We start from the raw sequence: 17,115 nt of genomic DNA, 5'->3' as shown, positions 1-17,115 counted from the left end.
GGCATCCCTCAGTCATTACAAGCACAAACGCTACGGCGCAAAAGCCATCACTGTCAAACCCCGAGGTTGAATTTCGCCACGGCAACTCTTGCATTTTTCAGAAACTCTGTTTCGATGAGCAGATAAGTGTTGCGAGGGATGTCGCACCAACAAGGCTGTTTCGTAACCCGTCACCCGTGTCACCTGCGTATCCCTAGGCAACCAAAAGCAATGCTCGCAGAACCATGCGGCAAGACAAGACGCGCAAGTGTCCAACAAGGAGTAAGAGATGACAATCAGAGCCCTATTGCTCGGCGCGATCGCAGGGACGGCATTTGCCCCCGCAGCGATGGCCGAACGCGGATCGGACGGCGAGGTAAAGGTGATCTACTGGCAAGCGCCGTCGATCATGACCCCTTACCTCTCAGGCGGCACCAAAGATCTGGAAGCCGCTTCGCTGGTGATCGAACCTCTCGCCCGATATGACCAAGACGGCAACATGGTCGCGTGGTTGGCGCAGGATGTGCCGACGGTTGCCAACGGCGGCGTCAGCGAAGACCTCAAGTCGATCACATGGAAGCTCAAGGACGGTCTGTTGTGGTCGGACGGCACCCCGGTCACATCTGAAGATGTGAAATTCACTTGGGAATACTGTACTGCCGAGGGCGGTGGCTGTGCCCAGTCCGAAAAATTTGGCGATGTGACGTCGATTGATACCCCCGACGAACAGACGGTCGTGGTGCATTTCGGAGTGGCCAAGCCTTTCCCCTATGGCCCGTTCGTCGGCGCGCAGGCCCCGATCATCCAAAAGGCGCAGTTTCAGGACTGCCTTGGCCCCAAGGCTCCGGAATGCACCGAGGCCAACTTTAACCCAATCGGAACCGGCCCGTTCACAGTGACCGAATTCCGCCCCAATGACGTTGTCACGCTGGCTGCCAACGAAAATTATCGTGACCCGGACAAACCAGCGTTTGCGACAATGACCCTGAAGGGGGGCGGTGATGCCGCGGCTGCGGGTCGTGCGGTCATGGAAACAGGTGAATATGACTATGCCTGGAACCTGCAACTGGCACCGGATGTTCTCAAGCGGATGGAAGAGGCTGGCAAAGGGTCGAACATCGTCGATTTCGGCACACAGGTTGAACGCATCCACGTGAACCTGACCGATGTGAACCCCGATCTCGGTGATGAGCGTGGCACAGCAAAGCATCCGCATCCGTTCCTGACCGACAAAGCTGTGCGGCAAGCCTTGTCGATGGCCATCGACAACGCCCTGCTGACCGAGATCGGCTATGGTGATTTTGGCAAGCTGACCTGCAACGTACTGCCTGCCCCTGCGATCTATGCCTCGACAGCCAATGACGGATGCTTGGTGCAGGACATCGAGGGTGCCAACAAGCTGTTGGATGATGCAGGGTGGGTTCCCGGTGCCGATGGCATCAGGGCCAAGGACGGTGTACGTCTGTCGGTTCTGTTCCAGACCTCGGTCAACGCCGTGCGTCAGGATTATCAGGCGCTGATCAAGGACTGGTGGTCGCAGATCGGTGTCGAAACAGAGTTGCGCAGCATCGATGCATCGGTGTTCTTCGGATCTGATCCCGGCTCTCCGGATACCTTCCAGAAGTTCTTTGCCGATATCGAGATGTTCACTAACAACTTTGATGGCACCGATCCCGAAGCTTATATGGCCAACTGGATCTGCGATGAATTTCCCCGCCCCGAGACCCAGTGGCAGGGCAACAACATGATGCGTTTCTGCTCGGAAGAGTATGACGCCCTAGTTGCCGAGATGTCCGTGACCGGCGATCTGAACGAGCGCGCGCGCCTCGCCAAGGAGCTGAACGACATCCTGATGCAAGAGTATGTGATGATCCCGCTGACCCACCGGGGTCGCAATTCAGCACACTCCAACTCGCTCGGTGGTGTTGTCATGAACGTGTGGGATTCCGAATTGTGGAATGTCGCCGACTGGCACCGCAAGCAAGGTTCGTAAGGCTTTGGTAGGAATCGCCGCGCTCCGGACTGGCTCCGGGGCGCGGCACGGTCGCACAAAGAACAAGCTGCAAAGGCCAAATGAATGCTGACCTTTACGATCCGACGTTTGGTTCTTGCAGTCCCGACGCTCCTTTTCATCAGCCTGATCATCTTTCTTTTGCTTGAACTGGCACCGGGCGATCCGATGTCACAGGTGCCGCTGACAGTCCCAGCGGAAGTGAAGGAAGAGATGCGCAAGGCGCTTGGACTGGGAGAGCCCATTCCGATCCGGTTCTGGAAATGGATCGTTCAGTTCTTCTGGATCGAACCGCAGGTCCTGATCGACAACATATTCGGCACCCATTTTGCGGACGGGAAACTGCGTATCCTGAGCTGGCAGACCCGCTCTCCGGTCATGGATATCGTCGCGCAGCGCATTCCCCAGACGCTCTGGGTCGTGGGTACTGCTTATATCGTGGGCATCCTGATCGCCCTGCCGATCGGCATCTATTCGGCCTACCGGCAATATTCGTGGTTCGATCAGACCGGGACATTCGTTTCGATGATTGGCTTTTCCGTGCCGCCGTTCTTTTCCGGTGTGCTCGTGATCGTGATCTTTTCCGTCCACCTCGGTTGGTTTCCGTCGATCTATGACACCACCCACAGGGTCACTGACTGGGACAGCTTTGTCGTACAGCTCAGGCAGATGATCATGCCCGTCATGGTTCTGGCCTTGCAGATCACCGCCCAGATCAGCCGCTTTATGCGCGCCTCGATGCTGGACAATCTGAACCAGGATTATGTACGCACGGCCCGCGCCAAGGGGATCAACGAATATTACGTCGTCATGGTGCATGTGCTGCGCAACTCGATGATCCCGGTGGTGACAGTGATCGCCCTTGGCGTTCCGGCGATCTTTGGCGGCGCGATCATCACCGAACAGGTGTTCAAGGTGAACGGCATTGGCCAATTGTTGATCGGGGCAATTCAGGCGAACGATCTGCCGATGGTGCAGACACTGGCCTTTATCTTTGCCGTTCTGATTGTCCTGTTCAACCTGATTGCAGACGTTCTTTACGGCATTCTTGACCCGAGGATCCGCTATGACTGAATCGCGTCACGACAAGTCTACTGATCCGATGGACGAAGTGGCGTCCTTGGCCGCCCATGATCCCGCGGCAGCCGTCGCCAGCGGACCGATCCCGGATCGCCCGCCCCGCAGCCAATGGCTGGATGTCTGGGATCAGTTCAAGACCCACAAGGGCGCGCTGTGGGGCGGTATTTTGTTCCTGCTGATTATCCTCACCGTCTATCTTGGGCCGTACATCTGGACCATCGAACCAACCCAGATCGACATTCGCGCCCGCAATCAGGGTCCAAGCCTGGGGCATCCTTTTGGCACCGATCAGCTTGGACGGGATATTCTGTCACGGATGATGTCAGGGGGGCAAACCTCGGTCTCCGTCGGTATGACCGCGATGCTGCTGGCGCTGTTCCTTGGCTCGTTTGTCGGCGTCATTGCCGGCTATTTTCGCAAACTGGACGGCCCGCTCATGCGGCTGACCGACTTGTTTCTTGCCCTGCCCTTGCTGCCGCTCCTTCTGGTGATGATGCTGCTCTTTCGCGAACCACTAAGTGCCGCGTTTGGGCCGGAACAAGGCATTTTCATTCTGATCGTCTGTGCCATCGGCATCACCAGCTGGATGCCCACCGCCCGTATCGTGCGCGGCGATGTGCTGGCCTTAAAAGAGCGAGAGTTCGTATTGGCCGCCCGCAGTATCGGCACCACCAATACCAAGATGATCACGCGCCACATTCTGCCCAACGTGCTCAGCCCGATCATGGTGTCGGCAACGCTCGGGATCGCCACGGCGATCATCACCGAAAGCAGCCTGTCGTTTCTCGGGTTGGGGTTTCCCCCAGATTTCCCAACATGGGGGCGGCTGTTGTTTGATGGCACCGACTATCTGCAGGACTATCCCGAACGGGTGATCTGGCCGGGCGTTGCGATTTCGTTGACCGTGCTCAGCGTCAACTATCTGGGTGACGGGCTGCGCGACGCATTGGACCCGCGCATTCGCGGCAGATAGTGTATAACGGCGATTTCAGAAGAGACCGCGCACCCCTTCGATCGCAGCGACGATGCCAGCAACAAGCGTTGTCGCCGACAACGCGCGGGCGATCAGGTTCTCATATTGCAGCCACCAAGGCTTGAGCGTGTCAGACACTTTGGCGTGCAGTTCATTCAACATCTGCAATGCGCGAAATCGTTCATCCGCGCTCTCCGCCTCGGCGTATTCCTTGGCCAGCGCCACCATCGTCACTGTCAGCATATCCTCTGCCGCGCGCCCGGCAATTTCGCGGTAAGCGTCGATCCGCAGACAGATCGTTTCGGCCAGACGATCACGGGCGTCGGGTGCGTTGATCAGTTCCAGTGCGCGGTATGGCAGCGCGACCTCGGCACGGGCACTGCTTGCCCTCAACAGCCGAGCAACGAAAAAGCTGCTGCCAACCAGAAGAATACCGCCACACAACAGCGCGAGATTCCATGGATTCATCAGCGTTGGAGACCGCCCTTGCGCAGGGGCCACCGAGTCTACGTTTGAATTAGATTGACCGATATATCCCAAGGCCCAGGCAACCAGCACCCCAAGCGCACTAAGAATGACGAGCATCGCGAAGCCCACTCCTAAGCCGCCGGATTTGGTCGCGGCTCTGGGACGCGGCAAGGCCGCAGGTCTGGCAGGTTCCGCTTGCGGCGGAAACTCGGCAAAGGGATCATCCGCAGGGTGCGCAGCAACGTCATCTGATCCGGGCCTCCCGTCTGATCCAGAGACTTCGCCCTGCTCAACCGGCAGAGCAAACGCATCTGCCCCAACATCTTCGACGACGCCAGGTTCATTGTCAGAGGCCTTCGATACAAGCAGGCTGTCGATCCATTTGATGGCCTTTTGCGCATCCGGCCGCCCCAGCGGGTCCGGGGCAAGCAATGACGCCAGAAAGGGCCGTACCGATTGAGGTGCGGCCGCCAGATTGGGCGGCGCGCCAAGAGACCGGGAAAGGTCCATCACGCTTTGGGCTGATTGCAGTGGCGCGCCCGTGAGCGCCTCGTAGAGAACGGTCCCAACGGCCCAGATATCAACCGAAGCACTTTGCGGCGCAGCGACGATCTGCTCGGGCGACATATAGCGCAATTTGCCTGCGAAATCACCGGCCAGCGTCGTTTTGCCAATTCCGCTGTCTTCGGTCAGCATACCAACCGCATCAAAGTCGATCAGAACGGCCCCGTAGGCAGACAGGATTATGTTTTCAGGGCTGACGTCGCGGTGAACCATTCCCTTTTGATGCAACACCATCAGCCCGCTGAAGAGGTCTCGCGTATGCCTCAAAGCCTGGGCAACCGGTATCGGGCCCTGCGCAATCCGCTCGCGCAGCGACGGTCCCGGAACGTATTCGTGGACAATGACAAAACGGCCGTCCGCTTGCGCGCTGAAATGCAAGAGCCGTTGCAGATGTGGGCTGACGAGTGTTGCGGCCTGTTCCCATCGCCGCGCTGCCGCACCGGGATTGGCGACATCGTCGCGTCTGATCTTTAGAACGCACTTCTGTCCGGATACCGCATTTCGCGCCCGCCATGTCTCGCCCAAACGGCTCTCGGCAAGCAAGTGCCAATCTGAATAGCTGTGGCTTTCTTCGATCTCTGGCGCTTTCACCTGTCCTGCATCCATATAGGGGACTCATGTCGCGAACCCCTACCCTGCCAAGACAAGCCGTAAATGTCACTCCATCTTGCGTCGGATGCGCCTGACCATCCAAAAGACCAGCGCGATCACCGGCAGGGTTACCATCGCGGTCAGCATGCCTTTGCTGAGGCCGGTGGCCTCGGTCAGCGGATAGAGCAGGTAACCGGCGAGCGACACGGCATAGTAACTGATAGCCACGACCGACAGCCCTTCGACCGTGTGTTGCAAACGCAGTTGCAGATCCGCGCGGCGATCCATGCTCTCAAGCAATGCCTGGTTCTGCGCGCTGCGCTCAACATCAACGCGGGTTCGCAGCAGATCACCGGCGCGGATGGCCCGGTCCGCAAGCGCCTGAAGCCGGGTTTCCGTCGATTTGACCGTGCGCATCGCAGGCGCATAGCGGCGCATCATGAACTCGCCAAAGGTTTGCCGCCCCTGATACCGGGTTTCGCGCAGTACCCGGATGCGTTGATTGACGAGCGCCTCATAGGCCTCGGTTGCGCCAAATCGGAACGACGAACTGGCCGCCAGTGTTTCAAGTTGTGACGAGATCGACAGCAGGTCGGGCAAAATGACGTCTGGCGGTGTGGTCCCCTGCGTCATCTCAAGCATCAGTGCCGCGAGGTTATTGTCCAGATCCGCGATCTGGCCGGACATCTCTCTGGACCGCGAAAAGCCCAGCATCGACATGGATTTATAGGTTTCGATCTCGCATATGCGCTGTACGAGACGCCCGATGCGCGCCTCGACCGTCTGCGGCCCGACAAACACGGCAAAGCGCAGATGCCCGGCGGGATCGATGCGAAAATCACCTGACATGATCGCAGAGTCATCCAGCACATTCGCGATGGCCGTGCTTTCCGGCACGAACCAGTCCGACAGCTTTCGGGCGATGTCCTCATCCGTGGGGCGCGGCTCGACCCTGATCATTGCCGAGGTGATCCTCTGCCCTGGTGCAGTCTCCAGCCAGTCTTCGGGGAATACCTCAAAATCAGCGGGATCAAATGGGCGGTGTGACACACCATAGCGATAGGCCGTATAGCTCACAAATTCCGTGTGCTGCTCCCATTTCAGCACATGCTGCCCAATCCGGTTGGTGTAATGCGTGGCACCGGGCTGCGGATGGGGCGCACCATAGCGATCCAGCAACGCTGTCAGGTGAGCAAGATCCGCCCCCCGGTCGCGGCTGACGGCTTCGGTTGGCTGCTTGATCGCCATGAACACGACACTGCTGCTGGGCCCGATTTCGGGAAACGGGCGCGCGTGCAGTTCATTGGCCAGTCGATAGCGCAGCGGATGATCTTCAATGGGCGGCATTGGAACGTCCTGTCAGCGCGATACCGAAAACGACGCGCGACTCGCCTAAACCATACAAATTCAAACGGTTAAAGGAATACATTTGTATACTTCGATGGTTCACGGGCGGGTGCGTGAATATTGAGCGTTTCCGCCTGCCTCGCAAAAACTATGGATTCTTCGGATACTCTGCTAACCTCCCGCTATTTTAAATCGTGTGTTTGGGGATAGAAATGGCAATTTTTGAGGGGACCGGACAAGGTAATATTCTGGTCGGTGCCGACACGGATGACATTCTGATCGGTCGCGCCGGGAATGACCGGCTGATCGGTGGACTGGGGGCCGACAGTCTGTTGGGCGGCACCGGACGCGACTTTGCGAAGTACCTCGGCATCAACGCGCAAACCATGATCATCGCCGATCTCTTGGCAGGCATCGGTACGGGCGAAGACGCCGAGGGAGACACCTATGATTCAATTGAAGGCTTGATCGGCTCGATCTTTGGCGATCGTCTGATCGGCGATAATCTGGACAACCGGCTTTTGGGTCGCGAAGGCGATGACGAGATTTTCGGCAATGACGGCGACGACCAAATCTCTGGTGGCCGCGGCGCGGACACGCTGTCCGGAGGAGACGGCGACGATTGGCTTTTGTACCGGCAATCAGACTCAGGCGTCACCGTGGATTTGGGCGCCGGTCTCGCCGCAAACGGTCATGCGCAGGGCGATATCATTTCCGGATTTGAGAATCTTTTCGGTTCGGATCATGCAGATGTTCTGACCGGCACATCGCAAGACAACATTCTTCGCGGAGGACGTGGCGATGATACCTTGCAGGGTGGTGATGGCGACGACCGACTGATCGGCGGACCGGGTGGCGATATTATGGATGGAGGTGCCGGATTTGATACCGTTTCCTACGCCGGTGAGACTGACAATGTCTCGGTCAATACGCGCAATGGACAGATGTTGAGTGCCGCGCGCGGCGACACGCTTATTTCCATCGAGGGGCTTGTTGGGACCGATCTGGGTGACAGCCTGATTTTGGGCGACGGGCCGAGCCGCATTGTCGGAAGGGGCGGCAACGACTTTCTCGATGGCGGCAATGGCAATGACAAACTGATCGGTGGTGCTGGTCGTGACTTTATCCACGGTGGTCCGGGCATTGACACCGCGATTTATCGCAGCTCTCCCGCCGCGGTACAAATTTCCTTGGAAAACATGACCTACCGAGGCGGCGATGCTGAGGGCGATACCCTCAGCTGGATCCACAATATCGATGGGTCGCAGTTCGACGACGTGATCGAGGGCAATCTGCTGTCGAACCGCTTGCGCGGTCTTGATGGTGATGACTTGTTGATGGGACGCGCCGGATCCGACAAGCTCGTGGGTGGGGCCGGAGCAGACACCCTGAGTGGCGGCGAAGGCGACGATACCTTTAGCTTTGTAAAACTGGAGGATCATGTCGGGCAAACACAAGACGCCGCTGACCCGCTTGTCGCCTATTCAGGAAGTGATGCCGACACGATTACTGATTTTGTGTCAGGGACGGATGTGCTGCAGTTCAAAGTTGCGGCCTTCTCCGGCTCGGTCGTCAACACCGACGATATTGCCGATCTGGGCCTGAACACCGCAAATGCATCGGGTTTTGCCTATACCGGATCAGAGCTGTTCTATGTTCACTATGCGAGCGTGGAAGACTTTGATGCAGGAACGGCGACCGTCCATCACATGACCTCGCTCGACAATATCGCAGATCTGGCGATCACCGATTTCGAATTCGTCTGACCACACAGCGCGTCTGAAATGAAAAAGCCCCCACCGGTAAACCGGCAGGGGCTTTGTCAACGTCGCGGTTAGTCCGATTACTCGATCATCGGCAAAAGCTTGTCCAAACTCGCCTTGGCATCGCCATAGAACATGCGCGTGTTCTCTTTGAAGAACAGCGGGTTCTCTATACCGGAATAGCCTGTGCCCTGCCCGCGCTTGGAGACAAAGACCTGCTTGGCCTTCCAGCATTCCAGAACCGGCATCCCGGCGATGGGGCTGTTGGGATCTTCCTGTGCGGCGGGGTTAACGATGTCGTTGGACCCGATCACGATGGCGACGTCCGTATCGGGGAAGTCATCGTTGATCTCGTCCATTTCCAGCACGATGTCATAAGGCACTTTGGCCTCAGCCAGCAGCACGTTCATGTGTCCGGGCAGACGACCGGCAACCGGATGGATCGCGAAACGTACGTTCTTGCCCTTGGCACGCAGTTTGCGCACCAACTCGCTGACCGATTGCTGCGCCTGAGCCACCGCCATCCCGTATCCCGGAATGATGATGACACTATCCGCATCGTTCAGAGCAGCGGCAACACCGTCTGCCTCGATGGCAACCTGTTCGCCTTCGACTTCCATCTGCGGGCCCGACGTGCCGCCAAATCCGCCCAGAATCACGCTGACAAAGTGACGGTTCATCGCCTTGCACATGATGTAGGACAGAATCGCACCGGACGAGCCGACCAACGCGCCAACCACGATCAGAAGATCGTTGCCCAGCGAGAAACCAATCGCAGCCGCCGCCCAGCCCGAATAGCTGTTCAGCATCGAGACAACCACCGGCATGTCGGCACCGCCGATGCCCATGATCAGGTGATATCCGATGAATAATGCCGCCAAGGTCATCAATGCCAGCGGCAGGAAACCACCGGTGTTGAAATACCAGATCAGGCAGATCAGCGACAGCGCCGCAGCACCGGCATTGAGCGCGTGGCCACCCGGCAGTTTTGTCGCCGTCGTGTTCACCTTGCCCGCCAGCTTGCCATAGGCAATGACCGACCCGGTAAAGGTAATCGCACCAATAAAGATGCCGAGGAACAGTTCGACCCGCAGGATAGAGATTTCCACCCCGGATTTGTGGGCGAGCAGCGCCGCAAACCCTTCAAGCGCCTCGCGTTCGTCGTGGCCCATCGCCATGACGTTGCCCAGTTCGATATGCGCGTTCAGGCCGACAAAGACCGCCGCCAGACCGACCAGCGAGTGCATCGCCGCCACAAGCTGTGGCATCTCGGTCATCTGGACCCGCTGCGCGACCACATAGCCGATTGTACCACCGCCCGCGATCAACAGGAGTGACAACAGCCACAGACCCGAACCGGGCCCGATCAGCGTGGCCACGACGGCCAGTGCCATACCCACGATGCCATACCAGACAGCGCGCTTGGCGCTTTCCTGACCGGACAGACCGCCAAGCGACAGGATGAAGAGAACAGCCGCGACCACATAGGCCGCCGTTGTGAATCCGAATTCCATTACCCGGCCTCCTTAGGATTTCTGGAACATGGCAAGCATGCGCCGCGTGACGAGGAAACCGCCGAAAATGTTGATCCCGGCCATGAAAATCGACAGCGCTGCCAGTAGGATCACCAGGAAGCTACCAGAGCCGATTTGCATCAATGCGCCCAGAATGATGATCGAGCTGATCGCGTTGGTTACCGCCATCAACGGAGTGTGCAGCGAGTGGCTGACGTTCCAGATCACCTGGAAGCCGACAAAGACCGCCAGAACAAAGACAATGAAATGCTGCATGAAGCTGGCCGGAGCAACCAGACCAACCGCCAGCAGAACCACAGCGCCCACTGCGAGCAAGGTTACTTGCTGCTTGGTCTGCGCCTTGAACTCGGCCACTTCTGCGGCGCGTTTCTCTTCGGGCGTCAGTTCCTTGGGCTTTTCCTTGGGCTTCGCCGCAATGGCCTGCACCTTTGGCGGCGGAGGCGGGAATGTAACCTCTTTTGCATGGGTGATGGTCGAGCCACGGATGACATCGTCTTCCATGTCATGATTGATCACCCCGTCCTTTTCAGGCGTGAGGTCAGTCATCATGTGACGGATGTTGTTGGCATAGAGCGTCGAACTCTGAGCCGCCATGCGCGACGGGAAATCGGTATAACCGATAATCGTAACCCCATTGTCGGTCACGATTTTCTCGTCCATCACAGTCAGCTCGCAGTTGCCGCCACGCTCGGCCGCAAGGTCGACGATCACGCTGCCCGGCTTCATCGCCTCGACCATGTCCTTGGTCCACAACACGGGTGCCGGCCGGTTCGGGATCAGGGCCGTGGTGATGACAATGTCCATGTCCGGCGCGATTTCGCGGAATTTCTCAAGCTGCTTGGCCTGAAACTCCGGGCTCGACGGAGGTGCATAACCACCGGTCGCCGCACCATCGGGAAGCTCTGATTCCTCGAATTCAAGAAAGACGAACTCCGCACCCATGGATTCGATCTGTTCCGCCACTTCGGGGCGCACGTCAAAGGCATAGGTGATCGCACCCAGCGAGGTCGCCGTGCCGATCGAGGCCAGCCCGGCCACACCGGCACCAACCACCAGCACCTTGGCCGGAGGCACCTTGCCCGCCGCAGTCACCTGACCGGTAAAGAAGCGGCCAAAGTTGTTGCCGGCCTCAATCACCGCGCGATAGCCCGCGATATTGGCCATTGAAGATAGCGCGTCCATCTTTTGCGCACGGCTGATGCGCGGCACCATGTCCATGGCTACGACCGTCGCACCCTTTTCGGCCGCCTTCCCCATTAGTTCCTCGTTGGAACCGGGGTAGAAGAATGAAATCAGCGTCTGATCCTTGCGCAGCCGTTTGACCTCGGTATCCGTGGGCGGGCGCACCTTGGCAACGACATCCGCCGCTTTGAACAGCGCAGCTGCGGTTTTGACAACCTCGACGCCCGCCGCCTCATAGACAGCATCCGAGAATCCGGCTTCGAGGCCGGCTCCGGTCTCGATCAGGCATTCATGGCCCAGCTTCTGAAGCTGGAGTGCGCTTTCAGGTGTCATCGCGACACGACGTTCCCCGTCGTGAATTTCCTTCGGCGTTCCTATCTTCAATCCAAGTCCCCCTGATTTTGCCCATTGCGGGCGCAAAATGGCTTAATTTCTGCACGCCTCACTACCTTGCGCAACATTCGTGCGCAAGCGCGGCAGAGGGACGCGCGACAAATATCTTACTTCTTTACACCCATCTGCGCACTTTTCTTTCGTACCTTGCGAAATCTGTGCGGAACGTTCTTCGCAACCGGTCTTCTTCCGGCAGGATAAAACGTCTTTCGATCACCCAGACGAAAACCGGCACCAAGGGCAATGCGAGCACCGCATCAAAGCGCAGGATAAGCCCGGCCAAAACCAGTGTGTCGCCGACATAGATCGGGTTGCGCGAACGGCTGAAAATTCCTGACTGGATCAACCGTTGGGGCGTGCCATGTGGGTTGATCGTTGTGGCGTGACGGCGGAATTCGGACACGGCCAATACCATCAGCAAGAGGCCACCACCGATCAACATGCCACCCAGCAGGTCCGCCCAGCCAGCGCCAAAGTCCAGTCCGTAAGAGAAATATCTGGACTGGAGCCAAGCCAGCACAACGAACAGCGACAACCAGACCGGGGGGACATCAAGCCATTTCATCGGATCACCGCTGCCCACATTATAATTTCTCAGCCCCATATGCGTTTTGGAATTGTGCACCGGATTCGCGGATTGTTTCCACCCTGCGCATGTGTACGCATCGACGCACCCTTGCCACAGGGCGGCTTGCCTCTGACGTGCGACCGGATAGGGTGCGCAGCAAGCAACGGAGGAACATGATGACACTTCAGGGTAAGCACGCGCTCGTCACCGGTGGCGGCACCGGTATCGGTCTGGCGATTGCGCGCGCACTGGCGGCAGAAGGCGCACAGGTCACGATTACCGGGCGGCGCCAAGAGGTGCTGGACGAGGTCGCTGGCGACGGGATCTTTGGCATGGCCATGGATGTCCGTGACGAGGATGATGTCGTCGCCAAAATCGCCGCCGCGGTCGAGGCACGCGGCCCAATCCAAATCTGTGTGGCCAATGCCGGCATTGCCGAAGGACGCGCCGTGCACAAGACCAGCATGGAATTCTGGCGCAACATGATGGCGACCAATCTGGATGGCGCATTCCTGACCATCCGCGAATGCCTGCACAGCATGCGCCAGACCGATTGGGGCCGCGTCATCACCATGGCCTCGATCGCCGGTGTCAAAGGCCTGCCCGGCGCGGCCTGTTACACCGCGTCCAAGCACGGGTTGATCGGCCTGACCCGCGCCCTGAGCGAGGATTACATGGGCAAACCGATGACGTTCAACGCAATCTGTCCTGCCTATGTCGACACCCCCATTGTTGAACGAAACACCGATAACATCGCAAAACGCGCCGGAATCAGCGAAGACGACGCGCGTGCGGTGATGGTGAACGCCAACCGCCACAAGCGCCTGATCGCCCCCGAAGAGATCGCCGCAGCAGCAATGTGGCTGGTGCGCCCTGGATCCGAGAGCGTGAACGGTCAGGTTATCGAGATCGCCGGAGGCCAGATGTGATCGGACGGACCCTAAAGCACGACGGTCAGGCCATGATGCCGCGATCAATTGACAACAAGGAAGTACGATGACCGATTTTGCAGCCACAAAGGCAATGTTCGAGATCCCCGAGGGTGTGCTCTATCTGGACGGCAATTCACTTGGCCCGTTGCCCAAGGCCGCGCCCGCACGGGTCGCGGAAATGCTGACCCAGGAATGGGGTGAGATGCTGATCACTGGCTGGAACAAGGCCGGTTGGATGGCGATGCCGATGGCCTTGGGCGATCGGGTCGGCAAATTGATCGGGGCAGAACCGGGGCATGTGGTTCTGGGCGATACCCTGTCCATTAAGGTCTATCAGGCGCTTGCCGCCGCGCTCGATATGAACCCGGACCGCCGCGTGGTCCTGACCGACAGCGGCAATTTTCCATCCGATCTTTACATGGCCGAAGGGTTGCTGAGCAGCCTGAACAGGGGTCACGAACTGCGTATCGTCGCACCGGACGAGGTGGCAGATGCGATCACTGATGAGGTCGCGGTGCTGATGCTGACCGAAGTCGACTATGGCACCGGTCGGCTGCATGACATGGCAGCGCTGACCAAACGCGCGCATGACGCAGGTGTGGTGACGGTTTGGGATCTGGCGCATACGGCGGGCGCGGTGCCCGTGGACGTCGCGGGGGCCGGTGCAGATTTTGCCGTCGGCTGCACCTATAAATACCTCAATGGCGGCCCCGGCGCGCCTGCGTTCATCTATGTCGCACCGCGCCACGCCAATCGCGCGGTCCCTGCCCTGTCGGGCTGGTTGGGTCATGACGCGCCTTTTGCCTTCGAGAAAAGCTATCGTCCGGGCAGCGGGGTCGAACGGATGCGGGTCGGCACACCACCGATCATCCAGATGACCGCATTGGAAACCGCGCTCGATATCTGGGATATGGCCGATATGGCCGATGTCCGGGCAACCTCCATTGACCTGTGCGAGCTTTTCATCGCCGAGATCGAGGCCGCATGTCCCATGCTGACCCTCGCCAGCCCGCGCGATGCGGCCCGGCGCGGCAGCCAGGTTTCTTTCCGCTTTGAAGACGGCTATGCCGCCATGCAGGCGCTTATTGCCCGTGGCGTGATCGGCGATTTCCGCGCGCCCGACATCATGCGGTTCGGCTTTACACCGCTCTACATTGATGCCGACGACGTCCGGGCCGCCGTTGCGATCATTCAGGATGTGATGAAGAACCGGTTGTGGGATCGGGCAGAGTACAAGGCTCGTTCGGCGGTAACATGACATGGACGGTACGCCCCTATGCGGCGCAGGATTGTGCCGGCTGTTGGCAAGTTTTCTTTGATGCGGTTCGGGGCGGGACAACGGATCATTATGATCAGACGCAACGGGATGCGTGGTGCGCCCACGTGCCCGAACCGACCCCTGCGAATTGCGCCCGCCTGAGTGATGCAACCACGTTTGTCGCGCATGTCGGTTCTACCATTGTCGGTTTTATGTCGATGGAAGCCGATGGCCATCTGGATATGGCCTTTGTCGCGCCCGCCTATATGCAGCGCGGGGTGGCTGCTGCGCTGCATGACAACGTGCTGCAATCCGCACGCAAGATGCACCTTTACCAAATGACAACCGAAGCCAGCCACTTGGCGCGCAAGTTTTTCGCGCGTCAGGGCTGGCGCGAGATCGAAGCGGAAACAGTGATGCGCGATGGCGTGCCGCTGGAACGGTTTCGCATGGACTTGAAACTGGAGCCGACAGAATGACCGACCCCTATGATCCGGCGCGCGAGGGTGCGCAGATGTCCTTTGACGGGCGCATGTCCTATGGTGACTATCTGAATCTGCCCAAGGTTCTAGACGCGCAGCATCCACTGTCGGATGCCCATGACGAGATGCTGTTCATCATTCAGCACCAGACGTCAGAACTTTGGATGCGGCTGGCTATCCACGAATTGACCGCTGCGCGCGCAACCCTGCAGAGTTCCGATCGTCGCCCAGCGTTCAAGATGCTGGCCCGCGTGTCCCGGATCTTTGAGCAATTGAACAATGCCTGGGACGTGCTGCGGACCATGACACCGAGCGATTACACCACGTTTCGCGAGGCACTTGGGCAATCTTCCGGGTTCCAGTCGCATCAGTACCGCCAGATCGAGTTCATGTTGGGCAACCGCAACACCGCCCTGCTGAAACCACATGTCCACCGCCCCGGCATCACGGCGCTGCTGACAAAGGAGCTGGCGCAGCCCTCGCTGTATGACGTGGCTTTGCGTGCCTTAAGCCAAAGCTTTCCCTTGCCAGACGAGGTTTTCAACCGGGCGCTTGAAGAACCACACGCCGAGAGCGAGGCCGTGGCCGCCGCGTGGAGCAATGTCTATCGTGAGCCGCAAACGCACTGGGAACTCTATGAACTCGCAGAGAAACTGGTCGATCTTGAGGATTACTTTCGTCGATGGCGGTTTAATCACGTGACCACGGTGGAACGCGTCATAGGGTTCAAACGCGGCACTGGTGGAACAGGCGGCATCAGCTATCTCAAACGGATGCTTGAGGTCGAACTGTTCCCCGAGCTCTGGCACTTGCGGACCGATCTCTGAGGCGTTCGCGGCTTAGGCAGCCTCCAGCCCGCGCCCGATCAGGGATGCGTAGGCCGCGAGCTTTGTCCGCAGTTCCGGGACGCTGCTGACCGTTGTCTTGAGTGCCTTCAGGCCAACCAAAATGACTTCTGCGATCTGTTCGGCAGTTTCGGGCAGCAATATGCGGCCCTGCTCGGCCTCGTGGCGCAGCCAGTCTGAGTAAAGATCATGCAGCCGCGCCTCGCCCGCCTCTTTGACGTCGGCGGCTGTCTTTTCTGCGGTGTCGAGCAACTCCATTCCGTGAGCTGACGCCAGTACATCTTCGAGCATATCGCCAAACTGTGCGTCAAACGCATTGCGCAGGGTTTCTGCCACCGGCTTCCCCGCATCAAAGACTGTTTTCAGACCGTCAGCCGCCTGATTGTAATACAACTGAATGAGGCTGCGATAGATGTCGTTCTTATTCTTGTAGTGCAGATAGACCGCCGGACGCGACATACCCGCGCCGTCCGCAATGTCGTTCATCGAGGTCTTGCGAAACCCATAGGCCGCAAAGGCAGAGGATGCTGCCCGCAATATGGATGTCTGCCTGGAATCGTTTGAGTCGCTTGTCATGGCAAAAGTCTTGATCTTCCTGTCGTCCTACTATTGACGTTCTGACATATTTTAATCTATATGTCAAAACGTCAGAGCAACCACCGTAATCGAGGGCCAGCCATGTCGACACAACTCACCATTAACGGCAAATCGCATCAGGTGGAACTCCCCGACGAAGTGCCGCTGCTTTGGGTTCTGCGCGATGAAATCGGCCTTACAGGGACCAAGTTTGGCTGTGGCGTCGCCGCCTGCGGCGCCTGCACGGTCCATATCGACGGCGAAGCGGTGCGCAGTTGTCAGGTGCCGCTCTCTGATGTCTGGGGCGATGTCACGACCATCGAAGGTGTCGGCACGCCCGACGCGATGGCCGCGATCCAGCAGGCCTGGGTCGAACATCAGGTGGCACAATGCGGATATTGCCAGTCCGGCCAGATCATGCAGGCCGCCGCATTGCTCGCCGAAAACACGGCCCCCACCGATACCGATATCGACGACGCGATGCAGGGCAACCTGTGCAGATGTGGCACCTACCCCCGTATCCGCGCCGCGATTCACGACGCCGCCGGCAAGATGAAGGAGGCGTGAA

At 58.7% G+C, this 17,115-nt stretch carries 15 protein-coding genes; 9 read left to right on the top strand and 6 right to left on the bottom strand.

What is annotated here, in order from left to right:
* The first annotated feature begins 268 nt into the window (after nucleotides 1-268).
* The 3 genes from ABJO75_RS09045 (at nucleotide 269) to ABJO75_RS09035 (ending at nucleotide 4,043) form a co-directional block, all read left to right on the top strand.
* Nucleotides 269-1,972: a peptide ABC transporter substrate-binding protein gene (locus ABJO75_RS09045; protein WP_348135427.1), complete on the top strand. Its 1,704-nt coding sequence runs from the start codon at nucleotides 269-271 to the stop codon at nucleotides 1,970-1,972.
* Nucleotides 1,973-2,056: 84 nt separating this feature from the next.
* On the top strand, nucleotides 2,057-3,064 hold the full coding sequence (locus tag ABJO75_RS09040; protein ID WP_348135425.1) for an ABC transporter permease: 1,008 nt from the start codon (nucleotides 2,057-2,059) through the stop codon (nucleotides 3,062-3,064).
* 28 nt (nucleotides 3,065-3,092) lie between these two features.
* Entirely contained in the window at nucleotides 3,093-4,043 is a 951-nt protein-coding gene (locus ABJO75_RS09035) for an ABC transporter permease (protein ID WP_348135590.1), read from the top strand.
* Between the two features lie 15 nt (nucleotides 4,044-4,058).
* On the opposite strand, the gene ABJO75_RS09030 is transcribed toward ABJO75_RS09035, so the two are convergent.
* Both ABJO75_RS09030 and ABJO75_RS09025 read right to left on the bottom strand, forming a co-directional pair.
* The gene (locus tag ABJO75_RS09030) at nucleotides 4,059-5,681 is read right to left on the bottom strand and encodes a serine/threonine-protein kinase (protein WP_348135423.1); all 1,623 of its coding nucleotides are present in this window, start codon (nucleotides 5,679-5,681) and stop codon (nucleotides 4,059-4,061) included.
* 51 nt (nucleotides 5,682-5,732) lie between these two features.
* On the bottom strand, nucleotides 5,733-7,013 hold the full coding sequence (locus ABJO75_RS09025) for a DUF3422 domain-containing protein (protein ID WP_348135421.1): 1,281 nt from the start codon (nucleotides 7,011-7,013) through the stop codon (nucleotides 5,733-5,735).
* A gap of 212 nt (nucleotides 7,014-7,225) precedes the next feature.
* Between ABJO75_RS09025 and ABJO75_RS09020 the strand changes: the two genes are divergently transcribed.
* A complete protein-coding gene (locus ABJO75_RS09020) occupies nucleotides 7,226-8,779 on the top strand; it encodes a calcium-binding protein (protein WP_348135418.1) in 1,554 nt (517 codons plus the stop codon).
* Nucleotides 8,780-8,856: 77 nt separating this feature from the next.
* Here the strand turns inward: ABJO75_RS09020 and ABJO75_RS09015 are convergent, their stop codons facing one another.
* The 3 genes from ABJO75_RS09015 to ABJO75_RS09005 all read right to left on the bottom strand — a co-directional run bounded on the left by ABJO75_RS09015 (nucleotide 8,857) and on the right by ABJO75_RS09005 (nucleotide 12,451).
* The gene (locus ABJO75_RS09015) at nucleotides 8,857-10,290 is read right to left on the bottom strand and encodes an NAD(P)(+) transhydrogenase (Re/Si-specific) subunit beta (protein ID WP_348135416.1); all 1,434 of its coding nucleotides are present in this window, start codon (nucleotides 10,288-10,290) and stop codon (nucleotides 8,857-8,859) included.
* Between the two features lie 12 nt (nucleotides 10,291-10,302).
* Complete coding sequence (locus ABJO75_RS09010) at nucleotides 10,303-11,877, bottom strand: Re/Si-specific NAD(P)(+) transhydrogenase subunit alpha (RefSeq protein WP_348135414.1); 1,575 nt, start codon at nucleotides 11,875-11,877, stop codon at nucleotides 10,303-10,305.
* Between the two features lie 124 nt (nucleotides 11,878-12,001).
* Nucleotides 12,002-12,451: a methyltransferase gene (locus tag ABJO75_RS09005; RefSeq protein WP_348135412.1), complete on the bottom strand. Its 450-nt coding sequence runs from the start codon at nucleotides 12,449-12,451 to the stop codon at nucleotides 12,002-12,004.
* Nucleotides 12,452-12,630: 179 nt separating this feature from the next.
* Here ABJO75_RS09005 and ABJO75_RS09000 point away from each other — a divergent pair, with 179 nt between their 5' ends.
* From ABJO75_RS09000 to kynA, 4 genes are all read left to right on the top strand, one after another.
* Nucleotides 12,631-13,383, top strand: coding sequence for an SDR family NAD(P)-dependent oxidoreductase (locus ABJO75_RS09000; protein WP_348135410.1), 753 nt, complete (start codon nucleotides 12,631-12,633; stop codon nucleotides 13,381-13,383).
* A gap of 67 nt (nucleotides 13,384-13,450) precedes the next feature.
* The gene (gene kynU / locus ABJO75_RS08995) at nucleotides 13,451-14,644 is read left to right on the top strand and encodes a kynureninase (protein ID WP_348135408.1); all 1,194 of its coding nucleotides are present in this window, start codon (nucleotides 13,451-13,453) and stop codon (nucleotides 14,642-14,644) included.
* Entirely contained in the window at nucleotides 14,641-15,123 is a 483-nt protein-coding gene (locus ABJO75_RS08990; RefSeq protein WP_348135406.1) for a GNAT family N-acetyltransferase, read from the top strand. The genes kynU and ABJO75_RS08990 overlap by 4 nt, the downstream gene beginning before the upstream one ends.
* Nucleotides 15,120-15,953, top strand: a complete 834-nt coding sequence (gene kynA / locus ABJO75_RS08985; RefSeq protein ID WP_348135404.1) for a tryptophan 2,3-dioxygenase — start codon at nucleotides 15,120-15,122, stop codon at nucleotides 15,951-15,953. Before ABJO75_RS08990 ends, kynA begins: the two co-directional genes overlap by 4 nt.
* A gap of 12 nt (nucleotides 15,954-15,965) precedes the next feature.
* On the opposite strand, the gene ABJO75_RS08980 is transcribed toward kynA, so the two are convergent.
* A complete protein-coding gene (locus tag ABJO75_RS08980; protein WP_348135402.1) occupies nucleotides 15,966-16,547 on the bottom strand; it encodes a TetR/AcrR family transcriptional regulator in 582 nt (193 codons plus the stop codon).
* Between the two features lie 102 nt (nucleotides 16,548-16,649).
* Here ABJO75_RS08980 and ABJO75_RS08975 point away from each other — a divergent pair, with 102 nt between their 5' ends.
* Nucleotides 16,650-17,114 carry a (2Fe-2S)-binding protein gene (locus ABJO75_RS08975; RefSeq protein ID WP_348135400.1) on the top strand — a complete coding sequence of 155 codons (465 nt, stop codon included), beginning with the start codon at nucleotides 16,650-16,652 and terminating at the stop codon, nucleotides 17,112-17,114.
* The last annotated feature ends 1 nt before the right edge of the window (nucleotide 17,115 follow it).

This window comes from Sedimentitalea sp. (assembly GCF_039973035.1).
In the GTDB taxonomy this organism is placed as follows: Bacteria; Pseudomonadota; Alphaproteobacteria; order Rhodobacterales; family Rhodobacteraceae; genus Sedimentitalea.
This window is presented reverse-complemented; position numbering and strand designations above follow the sequence as displayed.